General features: G+C 32.6%; 17 protein-coding genes. 3 read left to right on the top strand and 14 right to left on the bottom strand.

All coding sequences use genetic code 11. The annotated features are described in order from the left end of the window. Positions 1-139 precede the first annotated feature (139 nt). The 10 genes from NMK29_RS03450 to NMK29_RS03405 form a co-directional block, all read right to left on the bottom strand. Positions 140-1528, bottom strand: a complete 1389-nt coding sequence (locus NMK29_RS03450; protein ID WP_108801591.1) for a M20/M25/M40 family metallo-hydrolase — start codon at positions 1526-1528, stop codon at positions 140-142. A gap of 42 nt (positions 1529-1570) precedes the next feature. Next, the gene (locus NMK29_RS03445; RefSeq protein ID WP_108801590.1) at positions 1571-2449 is read right to left on the bottom strand and encodes a PPK2 family polyphosphate kinase; all 879 of its coding nucleotides are present in this window, start codon (positions 2447-2449) and stop codon (positions 1571-1573) included. A gap of 238 nt (positions 2450-2687) precedes the next feature. Next, positions 2688-3209, bottom strand: coding sequence for a hypothetical protein (locus tag NMK29_RS03440; protein ID WP_159092061.1), 522 nt, complete (start codon positions 3207-3209; stop codon positions 2688-2690). 48 nt (positions 3210-3257) lie between these two features. After that, positions 3258-4421 (bottom strand): sigma-54 dependent transcriptional regulator, encoded by a 1164-nt coding sequence (locus NMK29_RS03435; protein ID WP_108801588.1) that lies wholly within the window; start codon positions 4419-4421, stop codon positions 3258-3260. Then, on the bottom strand, positions 4421-5323 hold the full coding sequence (locus NMK29_RS03430; RefSeq protein ID WP_108801587.1) for a DUF6268 family outer membrane beta-barrel protein: 903 nt from the start codon (positions 5321-5323) through the stop codon (positions 4421-4423). Before NMK29_RS03430 ends, NMK29_RS03435 begins: the two co-directional genes overlap by 1 nt. A gap of 20 nt (positions 5324-5343) precedes the next feature. Further along, the gene (locus NMK29_RS03425; RefSeq protein WP_108801586.1) at positions 5344-6240 is read right to left on the bottom strand and encodes a mechanosensitive ion channel family protein; all 897 of its coding nucleotides are present in this window, start codon (positions 6238-6240) and stop codon (positions 5344-5346) included. 1 nt (position 6241) lies between these two features. Then, positions 6242-7543 (bottom strand): ABC transporter permease, encoded by a 1302-nt coding sequence (locus NMK29_RS03420; RefSeq protein ID WP_108801585.1) that lies wholly within the window; start codon positions 7541-7543, stop codon positions 6242-6244. Beyond that, the gene (locus NMK29_RS03415; RefSeq protein ID WP_108801584.1) at positions 7536-8465 is read right to left on the bottom strand and encodes an ABC transporter ATP-binding protein; all 930 of its coding nucleotides are present in this window, start codon (positions 8463-8465) and stop codon (positions 7536-7538) included. Before NMK29_RS03415 ends, NMK29_RS03420 begins: the two co-directional genes overlap by 8 nt. A 338-nt stretch (positions 8466-8803) precedes the next feature. Further along, positions 8804-9922, bottom strand: a complete 1119-nt coding sequence (gene dnaJ / locus NMK29_RS03410; protein WP_108801583.1) for a molecular chaperone DnaJ — start codon at positions 9920-9922, stop codon at positions 8804-8806. An 8-nt stretch (positions 9923-9930) separates the two neighbouring features. Continuing rightward, positions 9931-10473, bottom strand: a complete 543-nt coding sequence (locus NMK29_RS03405; RefSeq protein WP_108801804.1) for a nucleotide exchange factor GrpE — start codon at positions 10471-10473, stop codon at positions 9931-9933. 160 nt (positions 10474-10633) lie between these two features. Between NMK29_RS03405 and NMK29_RS03400 the strand changes: the two genes are divergently transcribed. Next, entirely contained in the window at positions 10634-11305 is a 672-nt protein-coding gene (locus tag NMK29_RS03400) for a YceI family protein (RefSeq protein WP_108801582.1), read from the top strand. A gap of 74 nt (positions 11306-11379) precedes the next feature. Here NMK29_RS03400 and NMK29_RS03395 read toward each other — a convergent pair whose 3' ends face one another. The 3 genes from NMK29_RS03395 to NMK29_RS03385 all read right to left on the bottom strand — a co-directional run bounded on the left by NMK29_RS03395 (position 11380) and on the right by NMK29_RS03385 (position 13592). Continuing rightward, a complete protein-coding gene (locus NMK29_RS03395) occupies positions 11380-12282 on the bottom strand; it encodes a TIGR01777 family oxidoreductase (RefSeq protein ID WP_108801581.1) in 903 nt (300 codons plus the stop codon). A gap of 108 nt (positions 12283-12390) precedes the next feature. Then, positions 12391-13086 (bottom strand): tRNA (5-methylaminomethyl-2-thiouridine)(34)-methyltransferase MnmD, encoded by a 696-nt coding sequence (mnmD, locus tag NMK29_RS03390; protein WP_108801580.1) that lies wholly within the window; start codon positions 13084-13086, stop codon positions 12391-12393. Continuing rightward, a complete protein-coding gene (locus tag NMK29_RS03385) occupies positions 13086-13592 on the bottom strand; it encodes a DUF4920 domain-containing protein (protein ID WP_027395458.1) in 507 nt (168 codons plus the stop codon). Before NMK29_RS03385 ends, mnmD begins: the two co-directional genes overlap by 1 nt. A gap of 172 nt (positions 13593-13764) precedes the next feature. On the opposite strand from NMK29_RS03385, the gene NMK29_RS03380 reads away from it, so the two are divergent. Further along, the gene (locus NMK29_RS03380; RefSeq protein ID WP_108801579.1) at positions 13765-14832 is read left to right on the top strand and encodes a branched-chain amino acid aminotransferase; all 1068 of its coding nucleotides are present in this window, start codon (positions 13765-13767) and stop codon (positions 14830-14832) included. A gap of 83 nt (positions 14833-14915) precedes the next feature. Here the strand turns inward: NMK29_RS03380 and NMK29_RS03375 are convergent, their stop codons facing one another. Next, positions 14916-15302, bottom strand: a complete 387-nt coding sequence (locus NMK29_RS03375; RefSeq protein WP_027395456.1) for a nucleoside triphosphate pyrophosphohydrolase family protein — start codon at positions 15300-15302, stop codon at positions 14916-14918. A gap of 422 nt (positions 15303-15724) precedes the next feature. On the opposite strand from NMK29_RS03375, the gene NMK29_RS03365 reads away from it, so the two are divergent. Continuing rightward, positions 15725-17008, top strand: coding sequence for a S8 family peptidase (locus NMK29_RS03365; protein WP_108801578.1), 1284 nt, complete (start codon positions 15725-15727; stop codon positions 17006-17008). Positions 17009-17030 lie beyond the last annotated feature (22 nt).

Below are 17030 nucleotides of genomic sequence, written 5' to 3'. Positions count from 1 at the left end.
AACAAGAAACAACTTACATGATTTTTCTGTTTTTACGCAATATCAGACAAAAAGCGTAAAATTCCCCAAAAAAAACAGACTAGATCAATGTATTTTTAATGATTTTTCATCTATAATCTACCAAAGAAAATTTTAAAAATTACTTGACTCCATATTTATCAAAAAGATATACTAAACTTGTCATAGTAGCGGCACCTAATTCTAGTTCACGCTTATTAATAGCATCAAAAGTGTCATTTTTAGCATGATGATAATCAAAATACCGTTGAGAATCTGGACGAAGTCCTGCCAATACTATTCCATCCTTTTTTAAAGGACCTATATCTGCTCCACTACCACCCTTAGCAAAATAATGAATCAAATAAGGTTCAAAAAGAGGTTTCCAACTTTTAATCTGATCAAAATTTTCATTATTACAGTCAAAAGAAAAACCTCTAGGTGTAAAACCACCGGCATCACTTTCTAATGCAAATACATGATTCTCCCCTTTATTTTTAGCTACTGCAGCATATTTCTTTCCTCCTCTTAGTCCATTTTCTTCATTCATAAATAAAACTACTCTAATAGATCTTTTGGGTTTATATCCTGTTTCTTTAAACAACCTGAGCACTTCCATAGATTGTACTACTCCTGCTCCATCATCATGTGAGCCATCACCTAAATCCCAAGAATCCAAATGTCCTCCTACAATCATATATTCATTAGGAAACTCACTTCCTGTAATTTCTCCTATTACATTAAATGATTCAACATCTTTCCAACTACGACAGTTCATATTTAATAAGAACTTAATTTTTGGATTTAGTGCTAACATAGAATGTAATAATTCTGCTCCGTTTGTACTTATTGCAGCCGCCGGAATTTTTTCTAGATCAGTGAGGTTACCATAACTCATAGTACCTGTATGCGGAAAATCATCTAACCTCAAATTCATCGACCTTACAATCACACCAACTGCTCCAAATTTAGCAGCTTCTGCAGCCCCAGAATAACGTTGATCCACACATCCACCATAAGCCTCAAAGGTATTTATTAAATCAGCTTGCATTGGACGATTAAAAAATACTATTTTTCCTTCTATCTTATCTGTTCCAAGTTTTCGTAGATCCTCTAAACCTTTTACTTCAACTATTTCAGCCTTAACTCCACCTATAGGTGTAGGAACAGAACCTCCAAGAGCACAAATTGGAACATTAGTTGTTTGTCCAGGATCAGTTTCTATATAAGCAAACTCAGTAACACCTCTTGTCCATTTAGGAACCATTACAGATTGCAACCATACTTTATCTAATCCTACATCTTTAAGTTCCTGCTCTGTCCATTCTACCGCTTTTTGAGCATTTAAAGATCCTGACAATCTAGGACCTATTTGATTGGATAAATAATCCAACCAAGTGTAACTTTTACCCTCTAATAATGAAGCGTTATAAAATTTTTTAATTGCAATTGAATCTTCTTTTCTGTTGTCCTTTTGACTATAAGAGGAAAAAGAAAAAGTTATGAAAAGGATAAAGACTAAATTTCTCACAGATGTATTTTTTATAATATTATTTTAAATGTAATCGTATTATTATTCGTTTTCCAGTTGTTGCTTATATTGTTCAATATTGGACTTAGTTTTTTCGTCTAATTCTGGTTCTCTTATGTCATCAAATTTTATCAAGGTATCATACAATGTTTTTGCCACAATATATCTTGCAGTAGGTTTATCATCTGCAGGAATTACATACCAAGGAGCATGTGGTAGAGATGTTTTATTTATTGCATCTTGATAACAAGATTGATAATCATCCCAAAGTTTTCTTTCTTTAAGATCCCCTGAAGAAAATTTCCAGTTTTTCTCTTTCTTTTCTAATCTACGAAGTAGTCTGTTTTTTTGCTCTTCCTTTGATAAATGAAGATAAAACTTATATACAAGTGTTCCGTTATCTGCTATATGCTTTTCAAAATTCCTTATCTGTTCAAAACGCTTTTCCCAAAACTCATCATTTATATCCTCTACTGAATTAATATTCGGTAGTTTTTCGCCCATAATATATTGTGGATGTACTCTAGTCACTAAAACATTTTCATAATGTGTTCTATTAAAGACAGAAAATCTTCCACGTTGTGGCAATGCGATATAATGTCTCCATAAATAATCATGACCAAGTTCTAATTCCGTAGGAACTTTAAAACTATGTACAACGATTCCTCTCGTATTAAAATCTTTAAAAACTTCTCGGATAAGACTGTCCTTTCCAGCTGTATCCATTCCTTGTAAACAAATTAAAATGGCATATTTATCATGTGCATATATCGTATCTTGAAATTTGCCTAATTTTTCTCTGACCTTTTCTAGTTCTTTTTCAATTTTTTTTTCACTCTCTCCGAGGTCATAAGTTGTAGAGATTTTTGACAATTCTATCGGTTGAGAAACTTTAAAATCTTCGTGATCTATTTTATTCATAGTTTGATTTGTATTATCTCTGGTAAGATACTAAAGTTTTAGATTGGTCAAAAAAGAAAAATGTTAAGTAAGATTAATTACCTAAAGAACATGTGAGAATAAAAGATAGGTAACGTAATGCATTCTAAAATTCTTAGGATGTAATCCCAAGAAATATTCCTCTCCTTCATAATACGAATCTTGAGAAGATATAAAGGTGAAAATAAAGAGTAACTTTTACCACAGTAAAACAACATCATTATCGTGCATCAAAGTCGTAACTAAATCCAATAAGAAACGTATGATATTGTTCTCCAAGGCTTTTTAAATTAAATTCGGCAAAAATATGCACCGGAATAGCTATTTGATGTAAAGCTCGTAATTTGATCTGAGCGCCATGATTAAAATCTCCACTTCTAAAAGCTATTAAAGCATCATCCTCTATCTCTTCAAAAAGGCTAGAATCGTTTCCTATGTAACCAAACCCAGCAGTTATCGTTGTTGGATACCAATTAAACAAAATCAAATTAACTCCAAGAGCTAGTTCGTTATACCCTTCTATCTCATCGCTCGTTCCGATCGAAAACAAACGATTATATTCCCCCATGTAGGTTGTATAACAATTTGGAGCGTATTCCATTCTTACTCCCAGCCCAACTTCTTCTATCGAACTAAAACTCTTTATAGCAACTACCCCATAATTTATTGCACTTGGTTCATACTGCGCATTCAATACAGATGACAGGCAAGCTAATATAACTACAAATAGTATTCTCTTCATTTTTGGGGTCAATATATTTTAGGGTAAGTCGCAAGATAATGATTCTTCTTACTTCGCCGCAAAAAGTTTAACATCCTCCTCACTAACTTCCTTACCACCAAGTATTATAAGACGCTCCACAACATTACGTAATTCTCTAATATTACCTGTCCAATCATATTGCTGTAATTGCTTAACCGCTTTATCTGAAAAAGTCTTAGCAGGAGATCCCTGTTCATTAGAAATCTTTTTTGTAAAGTAATCCACTAATAAAGGAATATCTTCTCTACGGTCATTTAATGCCGGTACTTTTATTAAGATAACTGCTAATCGATGATATAAATCCTCTCTAAATTTATTGTCCGCAATTTCTTTTTTAAGATCCTTATTTGTGGCAGCTACTACTCGTACATCTACTTTAATATCCTTATCGCTACCGACTCTTTGTATCTTATTTTCTTGTAAAGCTCTAAGTACTTTAGCCTGTGCCGAAAGGCTCATATCTCCAATTTCATCTAAAAATATAGTTCCACCATTTGCTGCCTCAAATTTACCTGCACGATCTTTATTAGCAGAGGTGAATGCTCCTTTTACATGACCAAACAGCTCACTTTCAATTAATTCGCCAGGAATAGCAGCACAGTTCACTTCTATCATTTGACCTTTTGATCGTTCACTTTTTTGATGTATCCAATGTGCTACTAATTCTTTACCAGTACCATTTGGACCTGTTATAAGAACTCTTGCATCAGTCGTGGCAACTTTTTCGATAATATTCTTTATATCAGAAATGGCTGTGGACTCACCGATCATCTCATAATTTTTAGAGACCTTCTTTTTAAGCATTTTGTTTTCGACAACTAACTCTTTTCTGTCTAAAGCATTACGAACCGTATTTAGCAATCGATTAAGGTCTGGCGGTTTAGAAATATAATCAAAAGCTCCTAGTCTCATTGTATTTACAGCTGTATCTAAATCACCGTGACCCGAAATCATAACCATAGGAACTTCTGGTTTTATTTTTTTTACGGCTTCTAACACCTCTACTCCATCCATTTTAGGCATTTTGATATCACATAGTACTAAATCGAAATCCTCACTCTTGATTTTTTCAATTCCGACTAGTCCATCTTCAGCCTCAAAAACTTCATATTTATCACTTTCCTCTGATAATATCTTAACGAGCACTCTTCTGATTGCCGCTTCATCCTCTATTACTAATATTTTTGCCATTATAATTTTAATTTAATTCCACCTCTCAGATAAAATGTGTTTTTATCATTGAGAATTAAAACATTTTCTTGATTTTTATCTCGCAAGCGAATTTCATTACTTAAAGTATATCCGCCATATGCAAATAACAATAAGTGTTCCGTAAAATAGTATTCATACCCCAAAGCACTATTAATTAATAACATTGAAGCGTTTTCTGCAGTTTTAGTCTCGCCATTTTCATCGACAAACACCCTATTATTCTGTATGTTACCATAAAACCGATCTAGCCCGATAAATGCTTGTAAAGTATTGGTCTCATTAAAAAAATATTTTATGCTAGTTTTTGGTGTTCCTATAGAATATGACCAACTTGGATGAAATCGTTTAGAATAATTAATAATAGGCAATGGAAAATTAATACTAGCCGGTGCAGCGTATCGCAATCCCAACACTAATCTTGCAGATTTTGGGGATGTTTTCTTTCCGTAACTTTTTACAAAGTATACTGATCCTGCATATCTAAAATCATCTCCATCTATTCCAGAACCTTCAAGGTTAGAGGAAAGACGTGTTCCCAGTTTAGCTCCGAATCTCCAGTCATTTTTCATTTTGTAGGTATATCCTAATTCAAAACCTATCGTATGAAATTCTTGAAGACCATCTTTCTCAACGATTATAGAATCATCATTTAACAATAAGTTATTTAATCTATACTGAAATGACATCACCAAATAAGTCCCCTTGTCATCCATTTTAATTGGATAGTTTCCAGAAATTCTTAAACTATTATATTCATTATCACTATTAGCTTGCGGAATATACGCATACTCTACCCTAGCTAAATTAGTATCCTGTGATCTTACCGTATTAATAATACAGTAAAGAGTAATACAAATTATTAGCAGGCTTCTATTATTCATTTTTATATCTAGGGGCTATACTACTGTTTGGGGTTTAAGATAGTAACTTCTCGCTGAGGGAATGGAATATTTATCTTATTCTCCCTAAATAAACGATCAATTTCAAATCTTATTTCACTTTTTGGAATACTAGCCTGAAAGCTATCATTCATCGTAAAAATAAGTTTAAAATTTAGAGAACTATCTCCAAAGTTAGTAAACAATACTAATGGTTCTGGGGTTTTCAGAATTTTTTCATTATCGTTCGCTATTTTGAGAAGCAATTCTTTTACTAAATTTATATCGCTACCATACGCTACTCCAATCTCTACAGATTCTCTCGTTATTGATCCATTCTGAGTCCAATTATATAATGTTGATGTAAGATACTTATGGTTTGGGATAACCAATACTTTATTATCTATGGTTACCGCTCTAGTAGTTCTTAGTTTAATTTCTTCTACTCTACCAACTTTACCATCTAATTCAATAATGTCACCTACATGAACGGTCTGATCTATTAAAATAAAAATTCCTGAAATAACATCCTGAATTAATGTTTGTAATGCCAAACCAACACCTACTAATAACGCCGCAGAAGCAGCAAAAATAGCGGTAATATTGAACCCAATACTATCTAAGGTTATGAGAATAACAATAATGTAGATAAAATACTTTGAAAAAGAAAAAACAGATTCAAACTTTAGTTTATCCTCATTCTGTAATTTTCTTGTCACTATTCGTCGAATGAACTTTAATGATATCGTAGTAATAATAAGAATAAATATCACGAATAACAATAGACCAACAGTGAGTATAATAGAATGATCATCTGGACCAAAATGAAATATTTCGTAATCTAAAAATTTCTTAATACTACCCCATACATCTTCCTGGATTACCTCTTTAACCTGCTCTGTTATTTCTTCCTGAATCATATTAATACTTCAACCATTTAAACAACTCCTTGTAACTTGGTTTTTTACCGTACATCAAAATACCTATTCTATAAATTTTACCTGCAAACCATACCATAAAAATAATACTCCCTATAAGTAATGCAATAGAAATTAGAATTTCCCACCAAGGAACTCCAAAAGGTATACGCATAAGCATAACTATCGGAGAAGTAAGAGGAATCATAGAAAACACTGTAGATACTGTTCCGTGTGGATTCTCAATTACTGCAAAAAATCCAACATAAATACCTAGCATTAAAGGTAATATAATTGGCAGCATAAATTGCTGAGAATCTGTTTCACTATCTACTGCTGCTCCAATAGCTGCATATATCGAACTATATAAAAAATAACCTCCGATAAAATATACAAAAAAGGACGAAACCAATGTTAATAAAGGAAGTTTTAGAATATCCTGTACTAAAAGCTGAATTTCTTGTTGATTGTTTTCTTGTAAAGCTATAGACGGATCGACTCCTACTGGTTGCGGATCTATTCCAAATACAGAGGTAGCAACTATAAGAAGAACGCCTCCTAAAATTACCCAAATAAAAAACTGTAAAATACCTGCAAAAGATGTCCCTAGGATCTTACCCATCATTAACTGCATAGGTTTTACCGAAGAAATAATAATCTCAATAATACGATTTGTTTTTTCTTCTATAACAGATCGCATCACCATATTACCATATATAATGATAAACATCATTAGTAAATAGCCTGCAAATCCTCCAAATGCCATTTTTACATAATTAGACATTTTAGAAGTTTTCTCTCCAGAAAAATTCTCTATTTGGATATTTATTCTGGCCTTGGAACTCTCTATTGCCTCTAAATTTAGACCTTCTGCTTTATAATTCTGTTTTGTTAGTTTATTCGCTATGATTCTCTCAATCTTATTTAATATTGAAAAATTGGGAGATTCATCTGCATAAAACTGTATGGATTCTGCAAGCTCTTTATTAGTAGATTTATTAGGGATATACAATAAACCATATAATTTTTGGGATATTACAGAGTCTTTTGCGGTTTCTAAATCAAAACTACTATAATCTATATATTTTACCTCATCAGTATCTTTAAGATCAACAGCAAATGACTTTGTTTCATCTATGTAAGCCACCTTCTTAACTTCGTCATTATTAAGAGTGGTTAACCAAGCGATCAATGCAATCATTCCCACTACGATTAAAGGACTTAGAAAAGTCATTACAACAAAAGTTCTATTGCGAACTCGAGATATAAATTCTCTCTTTATAATTAACTGTAAATTACTACTCATTTTCGGTAATGGTTTTAATGAATATTTCGTTTACATTTGGTATCACCTCGTTAAACCTAACAACTTGCCCTTTCTCGGACAAATACTTTAATAAATCATTTGAGGAAGTATTATTATCCAAAGAAATTTTCAACTTCAATTGATCTTCGATAGTTTTAAAATCAGCAGGTTCTGTTACAAACTTGGTTTGTAAATCTTTCTGTAATTCTAGATTATTATCAGATAGTAGTCCGACTTCAAAAGTATTTGACTTATACTCTTTTTTAATGTCAGACACCTTTCCCTCCAATATTTTATTTGACTTATTTATCAAAGCAATATGATCACATAACTCCTCCACACTCTCCATACGATGCGTTGAAAAAATTACTGTAGCGCCTTCATCTCGTAATTGAAGTATTTCATCTTTAATCACATTGGCATTTATTGGATCAAACCCGCTAAAAGGTTCATCAAATATTAACAACTTGGGTCTATGTAGTACTGTAACAATAAATTGAACTTTTTGAGCCATTCCTTTAGACAGCTCTTGTATTTTTTTATCCCACCAATGCGAAATATCAAATTTATCAAACCAATATTTAAGACGCTCTTTAGCATCTTTTTTACTTAACCCCTTTAATTGAGCAAGATATAATGCTTGCTCTCCTACTTTCATAGATTTATACAAACCTCTTTCTTCAGGTAAATAACCTATATCTTTTACATGATGTGGTTGCAATGGTTCTCCATCAAGAAATACACTTCCAGTATCTGGTAATGTAATTTGATTAATGATTCTTATCAAAGTAGTTTTACCAGCTCCATTAGGACCCAATAAACCAAAAATACTTCCTTTAGGTACTTTTATAGAAACATCATTTAATGCAATAAAATCGCCAAATTGTTTCGATGCCTGTTGTACCTCTAAAAGATTAGTCATAAAAAGGTATGGTTTATTAAAAAATTAAAAACAATGCTAATTAAGTCAAAATATTAATGAAATGAAATAAATAACGAATTTAAACTGATCATTCAATAGTAAGATTGAATTTACATATGGGACATGCCTCAAATTAGAATCTAGATTGGTCCAGAAAATTTAGTGTCTATAAAAAACAAAACCCACCCTAAATACAAGTATTAAGGATGGGAAAAAAATTGCTATGAAAAAGAAAAATTATCACTAAATGCGCTAGTGATGTTTCAAATATACGAATTTTTATTAAACAAAAATTAGCATTCAAGAATGATTCTGGTTATATTTTATGATTCTTATTTTTATGAAAACATATCTTTAACTTTTTCAAAAAATGATTTGTCTTTACTATCAGGACTAGGTTTAAAATGATCATCCTGCGCCATTCTTTCGAAAAACTCTCGTTGTTCTTTATTCAATGTTTTTGGAGTCCATACATTCACGTGTACTAAAAGATCTCCTTTTCCATAACCATTTATACTAGGAATTCCTTTACCACGTAATCTTAATATTTTACCGCTTTGTACACCTTCTTCTATTTTAATACGAACTTTACCAGATACAGTATCAATCTCTCTAGATGCTCCTAAAGCAGCCTCAGAAAAACTAATATAAAGATCATAATGTAAGTTATCACCCTCGCGTTGTAATTCTGAATGATCTAATTCTTCTATTGCAACTAAAAGATCTCCCGCGACACCATTACCTGGCGCCTCATTTCCTTTTCCAGAAACTTTAAGTTGCATACCATCTTCTACTCCTGCCGGTATTTTTATACTTACAGTTTCTTCAGAAACTTTTAGTCCCTGTCCATCTGCATCCGAAGGTTTTTTATCTATAACCTGTCCAGCTCCTCCACAAGTAGAACACGTAGTAGAGGTTTGCATTCTACCCAAAATTGTATTGGTAATACGAGTCATTTGACCACTACCATTACATGTTCCACATGTTTTATAAGTAGTTCCGGGTGCTTGAATTTTTCGTTTTACTTTAATCTTCTTTTCTACGCCATTAGCAATTTCCTCTAATGTAAGTTTTACGCGAATACGGAGATTACTCCCTTTTACGCGACGTTGTCTTCCTCCGCCGCCAAAACCGCCGCCAAAACCACCACCGCCAAAAATATCTCCGAACTGACTAAATATGTCATCCATATTCATTCCGCCACCTCCAAAACCGCCGCCAAAACCGCCGCCACCTTCGAAAGCCTGATGTCCATATTGATCGTAACGCGCTTTCTTGTTAGGGTCGCTTAAGACTTCGTATGCTTCTGCTGCTTTTTTAAACTTTTCTTCTGCTGTAGCATCTCCTGGGTTTTTATCCGGATGATATTCTATCGCTTTTTTACGATATGCCTTTTTAATTTCAGCTTCAGTAGCACCTTTACTAATACCTAAAATATCATAAAAATCTTCTTTCATCGTTTATCTTATTGTCCGGTTACTACCTTAGGAAAACGAATTACCTTATCTCCTAATTTATATCCTTTTTCTATAACATCCACAATCTTCCCCTTTAACTCATCTGTTGGAGCAGGTATCTGGGTAATTGCTTCATGATCATCTGCATTAAAAGCATCTCCAGCAGCTACCTCAACTTCTGATAAACCTTTCCCTTTAAGGGCTTCTTTCAATTTATTATGGATTAACTCCACCCCTTTTAGCAAATCTTTATCAGCAGACTTTTCAATCTCTTTCATAGCACGATCAAAATCATCCAAAACAGGTAACATAGATTGCATTACATCCTTACCTGCGGTCTTAAATAATTCTATACGTTCCTTTGAAGTTCGCTTTTTATAATTTTCAAACTCTGCAAAAAGTCTCAAAAATTTATCTTTCTCCTTTTCCAGATCTTCTTTTAATTGTGTTTCAACATCTATTTCCTCTACTTCAGTATCTTCAACAGTAGTATCAAGTACTTCTTCTACTTGATCTTTTATATCTTCTGTGTTTTTATTTTTCTTACTCATGTAACTAGTACCTTTTATAAGTTTCTTTATTTGAAGATGCAAAAGTACTGCCATTTTTGAATAAATGTCATAATGTCACAGGAATATTTTAGTATATATTTAAGAGTATTCATTTTCTAAAAAAATAATTTTGAAAATTAAACTATAAACTAACATTATTATGAAGACCAAATTGATTAACCTATTTGCTGTAACTGCTATTATTGTATCGGCAACTTCTTGTAAAGGTGAGAAAAAAAATGAAACGGAAGCTACTGCAGCTGAAGAAGTAGTAGAAGCACCAGCGGAAGCAATTACATATGTAGTAGACAACGCAGCTAGTACTATAGATTGGGTTGGAAAAAAGCCAACAGAAAATCATACAGGAACCATCAATATAGCAGATGGTAAGGTAAAAACTCAGGATGGAAAAATCCAAAGTGGATCTTTCGTAATTGATATGACATCAATTAACGTAACTGATCTAGAAGGTAAGCAAAAAGCAGGATTAGAAGGTCATCTAAAAGGAGAAGGAGAAGGTAAAGAAGATCATTTCTTCAATGTAGCGCAATTTCCAAATGCATCTTTTGAAGTAACTGGTGTTTCTGAAAAAGAAGGAAAAACAGTTATTGATGGTAATCTTACTATTAAAGGAATTAAGAAAAATATTTCTTTCCCAGCATCAACTTCCGTAGAAGGAAATACTATGACATTAAACAGTGAAGTTTTTACTATCAATCGTACAGATTGGGGTGTAAATTATGGATCTAAATCAGTATTTGAAAATTTAGGTGACAAGTTCATCTTAGATGATATCGAGTTAAAAGTTAGCTTAAAAGCGACTAAAGCTTAATCAAAAAATATTTCATAAAATAAAAAAGTCCAACATTTAGAATGTTGGACTTTTTTATTTTATAATTATACCCATCAAACAAGATCTTCTATTGCCTGAGTAATATTTTCATATTTAAATTGAAAACCCGTTTTTAAAATTTTATCGCAACATACCCTTTGACTGCTAAAAAGGAGCATGTGCATTTCTCCAAGAATAAGCTTCATAGCAAAACGAGGAATATTGGGTAGTATTATTTTTTTCTCCATTTGATCAGCTATAACCATTGTTAATTTATGATTAGAAATCGGGTTTGGAGCCACCGCATTATATAAGCCATTTAATTCTTCTTGAACTACGTGCATAAACATTTTCGCTAGGTCTTCTACATGTATCCAGCTTTGCCATTGCTTTCCATTTCCAAACACAGCTCCCATTCCTTGTTTAATAGGTTTTGCTATTTTAGGAAATGCACCTCCGTTATCAGAAAGCACCAACCCTACCCTTAGTAAACTAACCTCTATATTTAATGTATCAAACTCTTGGACAGCAGATTCCCATTTTTTTACGACTTCTCCTAAAAAGCCAGTATCCACCTTTTCTGAATCTTCCATATAATAATTCTGAAAAGAATCCGGGTAAATCCCAATCGCACTAGCAGACACAACTTGGCGTATAGAATGTTTTATTTTTCTTAACGACTCTAAAATTAATGAAGTTGTAAGAACACGACTATTGATAATTTCTTTTTTATAACTATTCGTCCAACGTTTCGCTACTGTAGCGCCCACAAGATGAATAATAACCTCTACATCTTTAAAACAATCTAAATCTATTTCTCCAGAACTTGGATTCCAATAATATCCTTGATAATTCTTTTTAGATGTCAGTTTATTTTTACTTGTGGTAAGATAATTGACATCAATTGATGATTGATGACATAACCTTACAATCTCCTGACCAATAAGTCCGGTTGCACCAGTAATTAAAACTTTCATAATAAAGTAATTTATTGCAAAGTAATACGAGGGTTTAACATAACCTACCGATTTATTATAGGTTTAACACACTAAGAAAACTGTATTTTAATTTTCTAAAATCCATTATCAACCGTTCATTATTTTAGTAGCTCGAAGCATTTCTCTTTTGCCAGGAGGTCCAGGAAGTCTTTCTACAGTAAAACCTACTTCTTGCATGGCGCGTCTTACACTTCCTTTTGCAGAATACGTAACTAATACCCCTTGATCTAAAAGTGCATCATACATCTTTTTAAAGATATCTACTTCCCATAAAGTTGGCTGTACTCGAGCTCCAAACGCATCAAAATAAATCAGGTTATAACAAGACTTATCATCAATATCTTCAAAAAACTGTTGTCTTTTGGTAAGAAAAAATGAGTCCGTTATGGCATGTTGATCCTCCCAAGAAGATCTATGAAAATGATCAAAAACAGCTACCTGATCTTGAGCCGATAATTGCTTTAAGTAATTCAGACATTTCACCTCTTCCATCGAAACAGGATACGCCTCTACTCCAACATAATATACTTTTTGAGAAACTTTAAGCGCTTCTAAATATGTTATAAAAGCATTTAAACCGGTACCAAAACCTATTTCTAAAACGTGTAACTCTGGAAATGCTTTTGATGCTAAAACATGATCAAAACCCTTATCTATAAAAACATGTTTTGCCTCATTGATAGCTCCATGTTTAGAATGATAATGCTCATCGAGTTCCGGAAAATGAATAGTAGTAGAACCATCAGAAGTAGTAATAATCTCCCTTTTTAGATTCTTTTTCATTATTGTTTTACTAAAACTCCATCTGCCATAAAAGAATATGTTTTCTTAGGAGCAGTAATTGCTGCTATCTCAGTTTCTGATTTTCCTGCATCAGAAGCTAAATGACGTAATTCTTCCACAGAAGTTTCCGAAACATACGCCTTACCCTGAACAATTATTGTGTCGTTCTCTATATCCTTTGGAACAAAAAAACCATAATCTTTAAATTTCACCATTGTCTCTTGATCATTTCCCAAAGCAACTTTCATCCAACATCCTTTAGCTTTACAAACATCGTTTACTGTACTAGAAAAAGCGATATCAATGGTATCTCCTTCACTAAGATTTTCATATCTCTCTGCTATTGCATCCTTATAAAGAACTGTTTCTGATGAAACTTCTCCTCCAAAATTATCATATTGACTTAGTGTTACATCCGCAATTGAGAAAGATTCTTTTTCTTTTTGAACAGAATTACAAGATACTAGAAATGATAATCCGGCAAAAAATAGTGTGATTTTTTTCATGATACATTATTATTAATGATGTTTAGCAAAATTAAACATTTTTAAAATTCTTAATTTATAAGAAAAGGGTATTTTTGTTTAAAATATTAAATGAGTATATAGATCTATTATTATTTTAGAACTAATACAACAATTAATAAAAACTTTCATAACCCAATAAATTAAGTATCGGATGAGAAATGCAGTTCCGCAAGAGATCGAAATTACCAAGATAAATGAATCAAAAATCAGTCAAGTAGATTTTGAAAACTTAGCTTTTGGTAAAGTTTTTACAGATCATATGTTCATATGTGATTATGTCAATGGCGAATGGCAAACACCAAAGATTGTCCCTTACGGACCTCTAACACTGGATCCATCTGCTCGAGTATTTCATTACGGGCAAGCTGTTTTTGAAGGAATGAAAGCTTATAAAGATGATCAAGGTGATACTTTCTTGTTTAGGCCAGATGAAAACTTTAAACGAATTAACAAGTCTGCTGAGCGATTAGCAATGCCAGAATTTCCTGAAGAGTATTTTTTTGACGGACTAAATACGTTATTAAAATTAGATAATGAATGGATCAAATCTGGTTTTGGTAACTCCTTATATATTCGCCCATTTGTAATTGCGACACAACCCAGTGTTTCTGCATCAGAAGCTGATGAGTATCGTTTTATGATTATTTGTTCACCTGCACAATCTTATTATAGTGGTGATGTTAGTGTATTAGTTGCAGAAAAATTTAGTCGATCTGCAAGCGGAGGTTTTGGATATGCCAAAGCTGCTGGTAATTATGCAGGGCAATTTTACCCAACCAAACTAGCTAAAGAGCAAGGGTATCAACAAATTATCTGGACAGATTCTAACACTCATGAATATGTGGAAGAGGCTGGAACCATGAATGTTTTCTTCAGAATTAATGACACGTTATTGACAGCACCCGTTAGTGATAGAATCTTAGATGGGATTACTCGTAAAAGTTTGATTGCATTAGCAGAGAAACAAGGATATGACGTAGAGGTGCGCCCTATAAAAGTTAGTGAGGTTGTAGATGCTTTTAAAAATGGTAGTCTTAAAGAAATTTTCGGAGCAGGAACTGCGGCAGTAGTAAGTCCAGTAAAAGCATTCGGTTATAAAGGAGAGCATTATGAGCTAGAAAAACAAGAAAATTCATATGCTTCCCATTTTAAGAAAGCTCTTATGGATATTCAGTATAATAAAGCTGAAGATGCTTTTGGATGGAGAACGAAGGTGTAATTACTGAACTAAGATTAACAAATTACGAATTTATATAATCAAAAATGCCTCAAGAGAATTCTTGAGGCATTTTTGATTTATAATTATCGGTCTAAAATCTCCTTGATATTCGGTTTGAAATAATTAGGGCCTTTTAGTACTTTACCATCTTCTCTATATATCGGTTTTCCATCTTCTCCCAATTTACTCATATTACTTCGTTGTATCTCTGCAAACACTTCTTCTATTTTATGTTGCATTCCATGTTCTATAATAGTACCGCATAGAATATAAAGCATATCACCTAATGCATCCGCCACTTCAACCAAATCATTATTTTGTGCAGCCTCTAGATATTCTTCATTTTCTTCTTTCATTAAATTAAAGCGAAGTGTGTTTTTAGCTTCTCCTAAATCTGCAATAGGCTCATTTTTATATCCTATCTCGAATGCTGTATGAAATTCCTGTACAGCAGCAATTTTATCTTTCATGTATTTCCTCTAATAAGTTATCTTTGCTGTAAAAATAGCATAAATATGTTTAGTACTGGTCAATGGATATTTGCAGGATGTTTTGTAATAGCTTTTATTGTTTTAATGATTATCAGCTACCGAAAAGATCTTAAACTACATCGCAAATATTACAAAGGCAGTATTTTTATTCTCGTTGGTTTTATTATCTTTATTTTGCTGCTTTTCGTACTAAAAACGTATTTAAGGCCAGAATAAAAACTATACCCCTAGTTTTCAACTAAATAGTAATTTCTATTACCTAGGATCATTGGATCAGTAGGAAGGTGTTGTTATGGTGTTTTTTTAAATACCTTTAGAAATATACCTTGTATTGGGTATGGGAAAATTATATTATAAAATGAACCTTTGTTCAAGCAGTTAATATTTAATTTTTAGTCGTTATGAATTATTGGAAAAAAAGAGCTGAGAAGTTCCAAGAACTAAAAGAAAAATATGATTCTTCTTTTCAACAACCAAGTCCTAATGGTAGATACATTATTTTATCACAAAATGATCATAATGCTAATAGGATAGAAAAAAATATCAAGCGTAGTGATCTTAATTATGAACCAATAAGCTATGACAAGGTTATAAGACAAAAAAAAAGTATCGATAATGTTCTTTCTGAAAAAAAAGTCATTGTAATTAAAAAAACAGGTATTGGTATCATCAAGCTATCTGATGAAGAATTTAAATCCTCCAATAAACATTCAGACTTCTTAATAATTCCTGACTTAAAAATTCAAAATTCTAATCATCAGTCCTCAGAAGAAATCTTAACTCACGATGACCCAAATGCCAAGATGACTTATGGAATTAGAATGGGAGAAATTAAACTTGATTCTCATTTTAAAGGAAAGCAAGTTTCAATAGCAATACTTGACACAGGAATAGATAAAAAACACCCAGATTTAAAAGACAAGATTGCGGATGGAAAATCATGGGTTGATAATGAAAATGATTTTTGTGATACAAACGGTCATGGTACACATTGCGCTGGTATAATTGTAGGAGGAGTGGACTCCAATGGACTAAGGTATGGAGTTGCTCCAGAGGCTAAGTTATACGTTGGAAAAGTGTTAGATCATAATGGGGAAGGTTTTTTATCTAACTTACTATGTGCTATAGACTGGGCTATAAAAAATGAATGCAACATTATATCAATGTCTTTAACCTCCAAATTATACGACATTAGTAATGCTGTACATTCTGACTTATTTGAAAAAGCAGAGAAAAAAAGAATTGTTATGATTGCAGCCGCTGGTAACAATAGTGATCATTCTTCTGGTACGACCCATATAATATCAAACCCTGCTGCTTCACATTCTGTAATTGCGGTAGGAGCAATTGACGAATATTACAAACTATATAACAAAAGTAATGTTGGGGTATATCCGAGACTACCTTTAGGCTTTGTAGCACCAGGAGTAGATATTTATTCAACTTGGTTATCTGAAAATGGAGAAAGAAACTATAAAACTTGTACCGGAACAAGTGCTTCCGCTCCATTTGTTGCAGGTATATTCGCTTTAACAATTTCAAAATTTCATAACAACAGAAGAATCAATAGTTACAGACGTAGAGCTAGTCCGGAACAATTATTAAACGCAATTAATAGAAATGTTTTAGATCCATGGGACAATTCTAATCTATATGGTATTGGACTTCCACTTGCACCTAAATAATAACTAATAACCAAATATTTAT

The organism is Aquimarina sp. Aq107, from assembly GCF_943733665.1.
Classification (GTDB): Bacteria; Bacteroidota; Bacteroidia; order Flavobacteriales; family Flavobacteriaceae; genus Aquimarina.
This window is presented reverse-complemented; position numbering and strand designations above follow the sequence as displayed.

Coding starts and splice junctions, on each gene's coding strand:
- NMK29_RS03445 (WP_108801590.1), bottom strand. CDS start 2,449: ATGAATAAAATAGATCACGAAGATTTTAAAGTTTCTCAACCGATAGAA.
- NMK29_RS03440 (WP_159092061.1), bottom strand. CDS start 3,209: ATGAAGAGAATACTATTTGTAGTTATATTAGCTTGCCTGTCATCTGTA.
- NMK29_RS03435 (WP_108801588.1), bottom strand. CDS start 4,421: ATGGCAAAAATATTAGTAATAGAGGATGAAGCGGCAATCAGAAGAGTG.
- NMK29_RS03430 (WP_108801587.1), bottom strand. CDS start 5,323: ATGAATAATAGAAGCCTGCTAATAATTTGTATTACTCTTTACTGTATT.
- NMK29_RS03425 (WP_108801586.1), bottom strand. CDS start 6,240: ATGATTCAGGAAGAAATAACAGAGCAGGTTAAAGAGGTAATCCAGGAA.
- NMK29_RS03420 (WP_108801585.1), bottom strand. CDS start 7,543: ATGAGTAGTAATTTACAGTTAATTATAAAGAGAGAATTTATATCTCGA.
- NMK29_RS03415 (WP_108801584.1), bottom strand. CDS start 8,465: ATGACTAATCTTTTAGAGGTACAACAGGCATCGAAACAATTTGGCGAT.
- dnaJ (WP_108801583.1), bottom strand. CDS start 9,922: ATGAAAGAAGATTTTTATGATATTTTAGGTATTAGTAAAGGTGCTACT.
- NMK29_RS03405 (WP_108801804.1), bottom strand. CDS start 10,473: ATGAGTAAGAAAAATAAAAACACAGAAGATATAAAAGATCAAGTAGAA.
- NMK29_RS03400 (WP_108801582.1), top strand. CDS start 10,634: ATGAAGACCAAATTGATTAACCTATTTGCTGTAACTGCTATTATTGTA.
- NMK29_RS03395 (WP_108801581.1), bottom strand. CDS start 12,282: ATGAAAGTTTTAATTACTGGTGCAACCGGACTTATTGGTCAGGAGATT.
- mnmD (WP_108801580.1), bottom strand. CDS start 13,086: ATGAAAAAGAATCTAAAAAGGGAGATTATTACTACTTCTGATGGTTCT.
- NMK29_RS03385 (WP_027395458.1), bottom strand. CDS start 13,592: ATGAAAAAAATCACACTATTTTTTGCCGGATTATCATTTCTAGTATCT.
- NMK29_RS03380 (WP_108801579.1), top strand. CDS start 13,765: ATGAGAAATGCAGTTCCGCAAGAGATCGAAATTACCAAGATAAATGAA.
- NMK29_RS03375 (WP_027395456.1), bottom strand. CDS start 15,302: ATGAAAGATAAAATTGCTGCTGTACAGGAATTTCATACAGCATTCGAG.
- NMK29_RS03365 (WP_108801578.1), top strand. CDS start 15,725: ATGAATTATTGGAAAAAAAGAGCTGAGAAGTTCCAAGAACTAAAAGAA.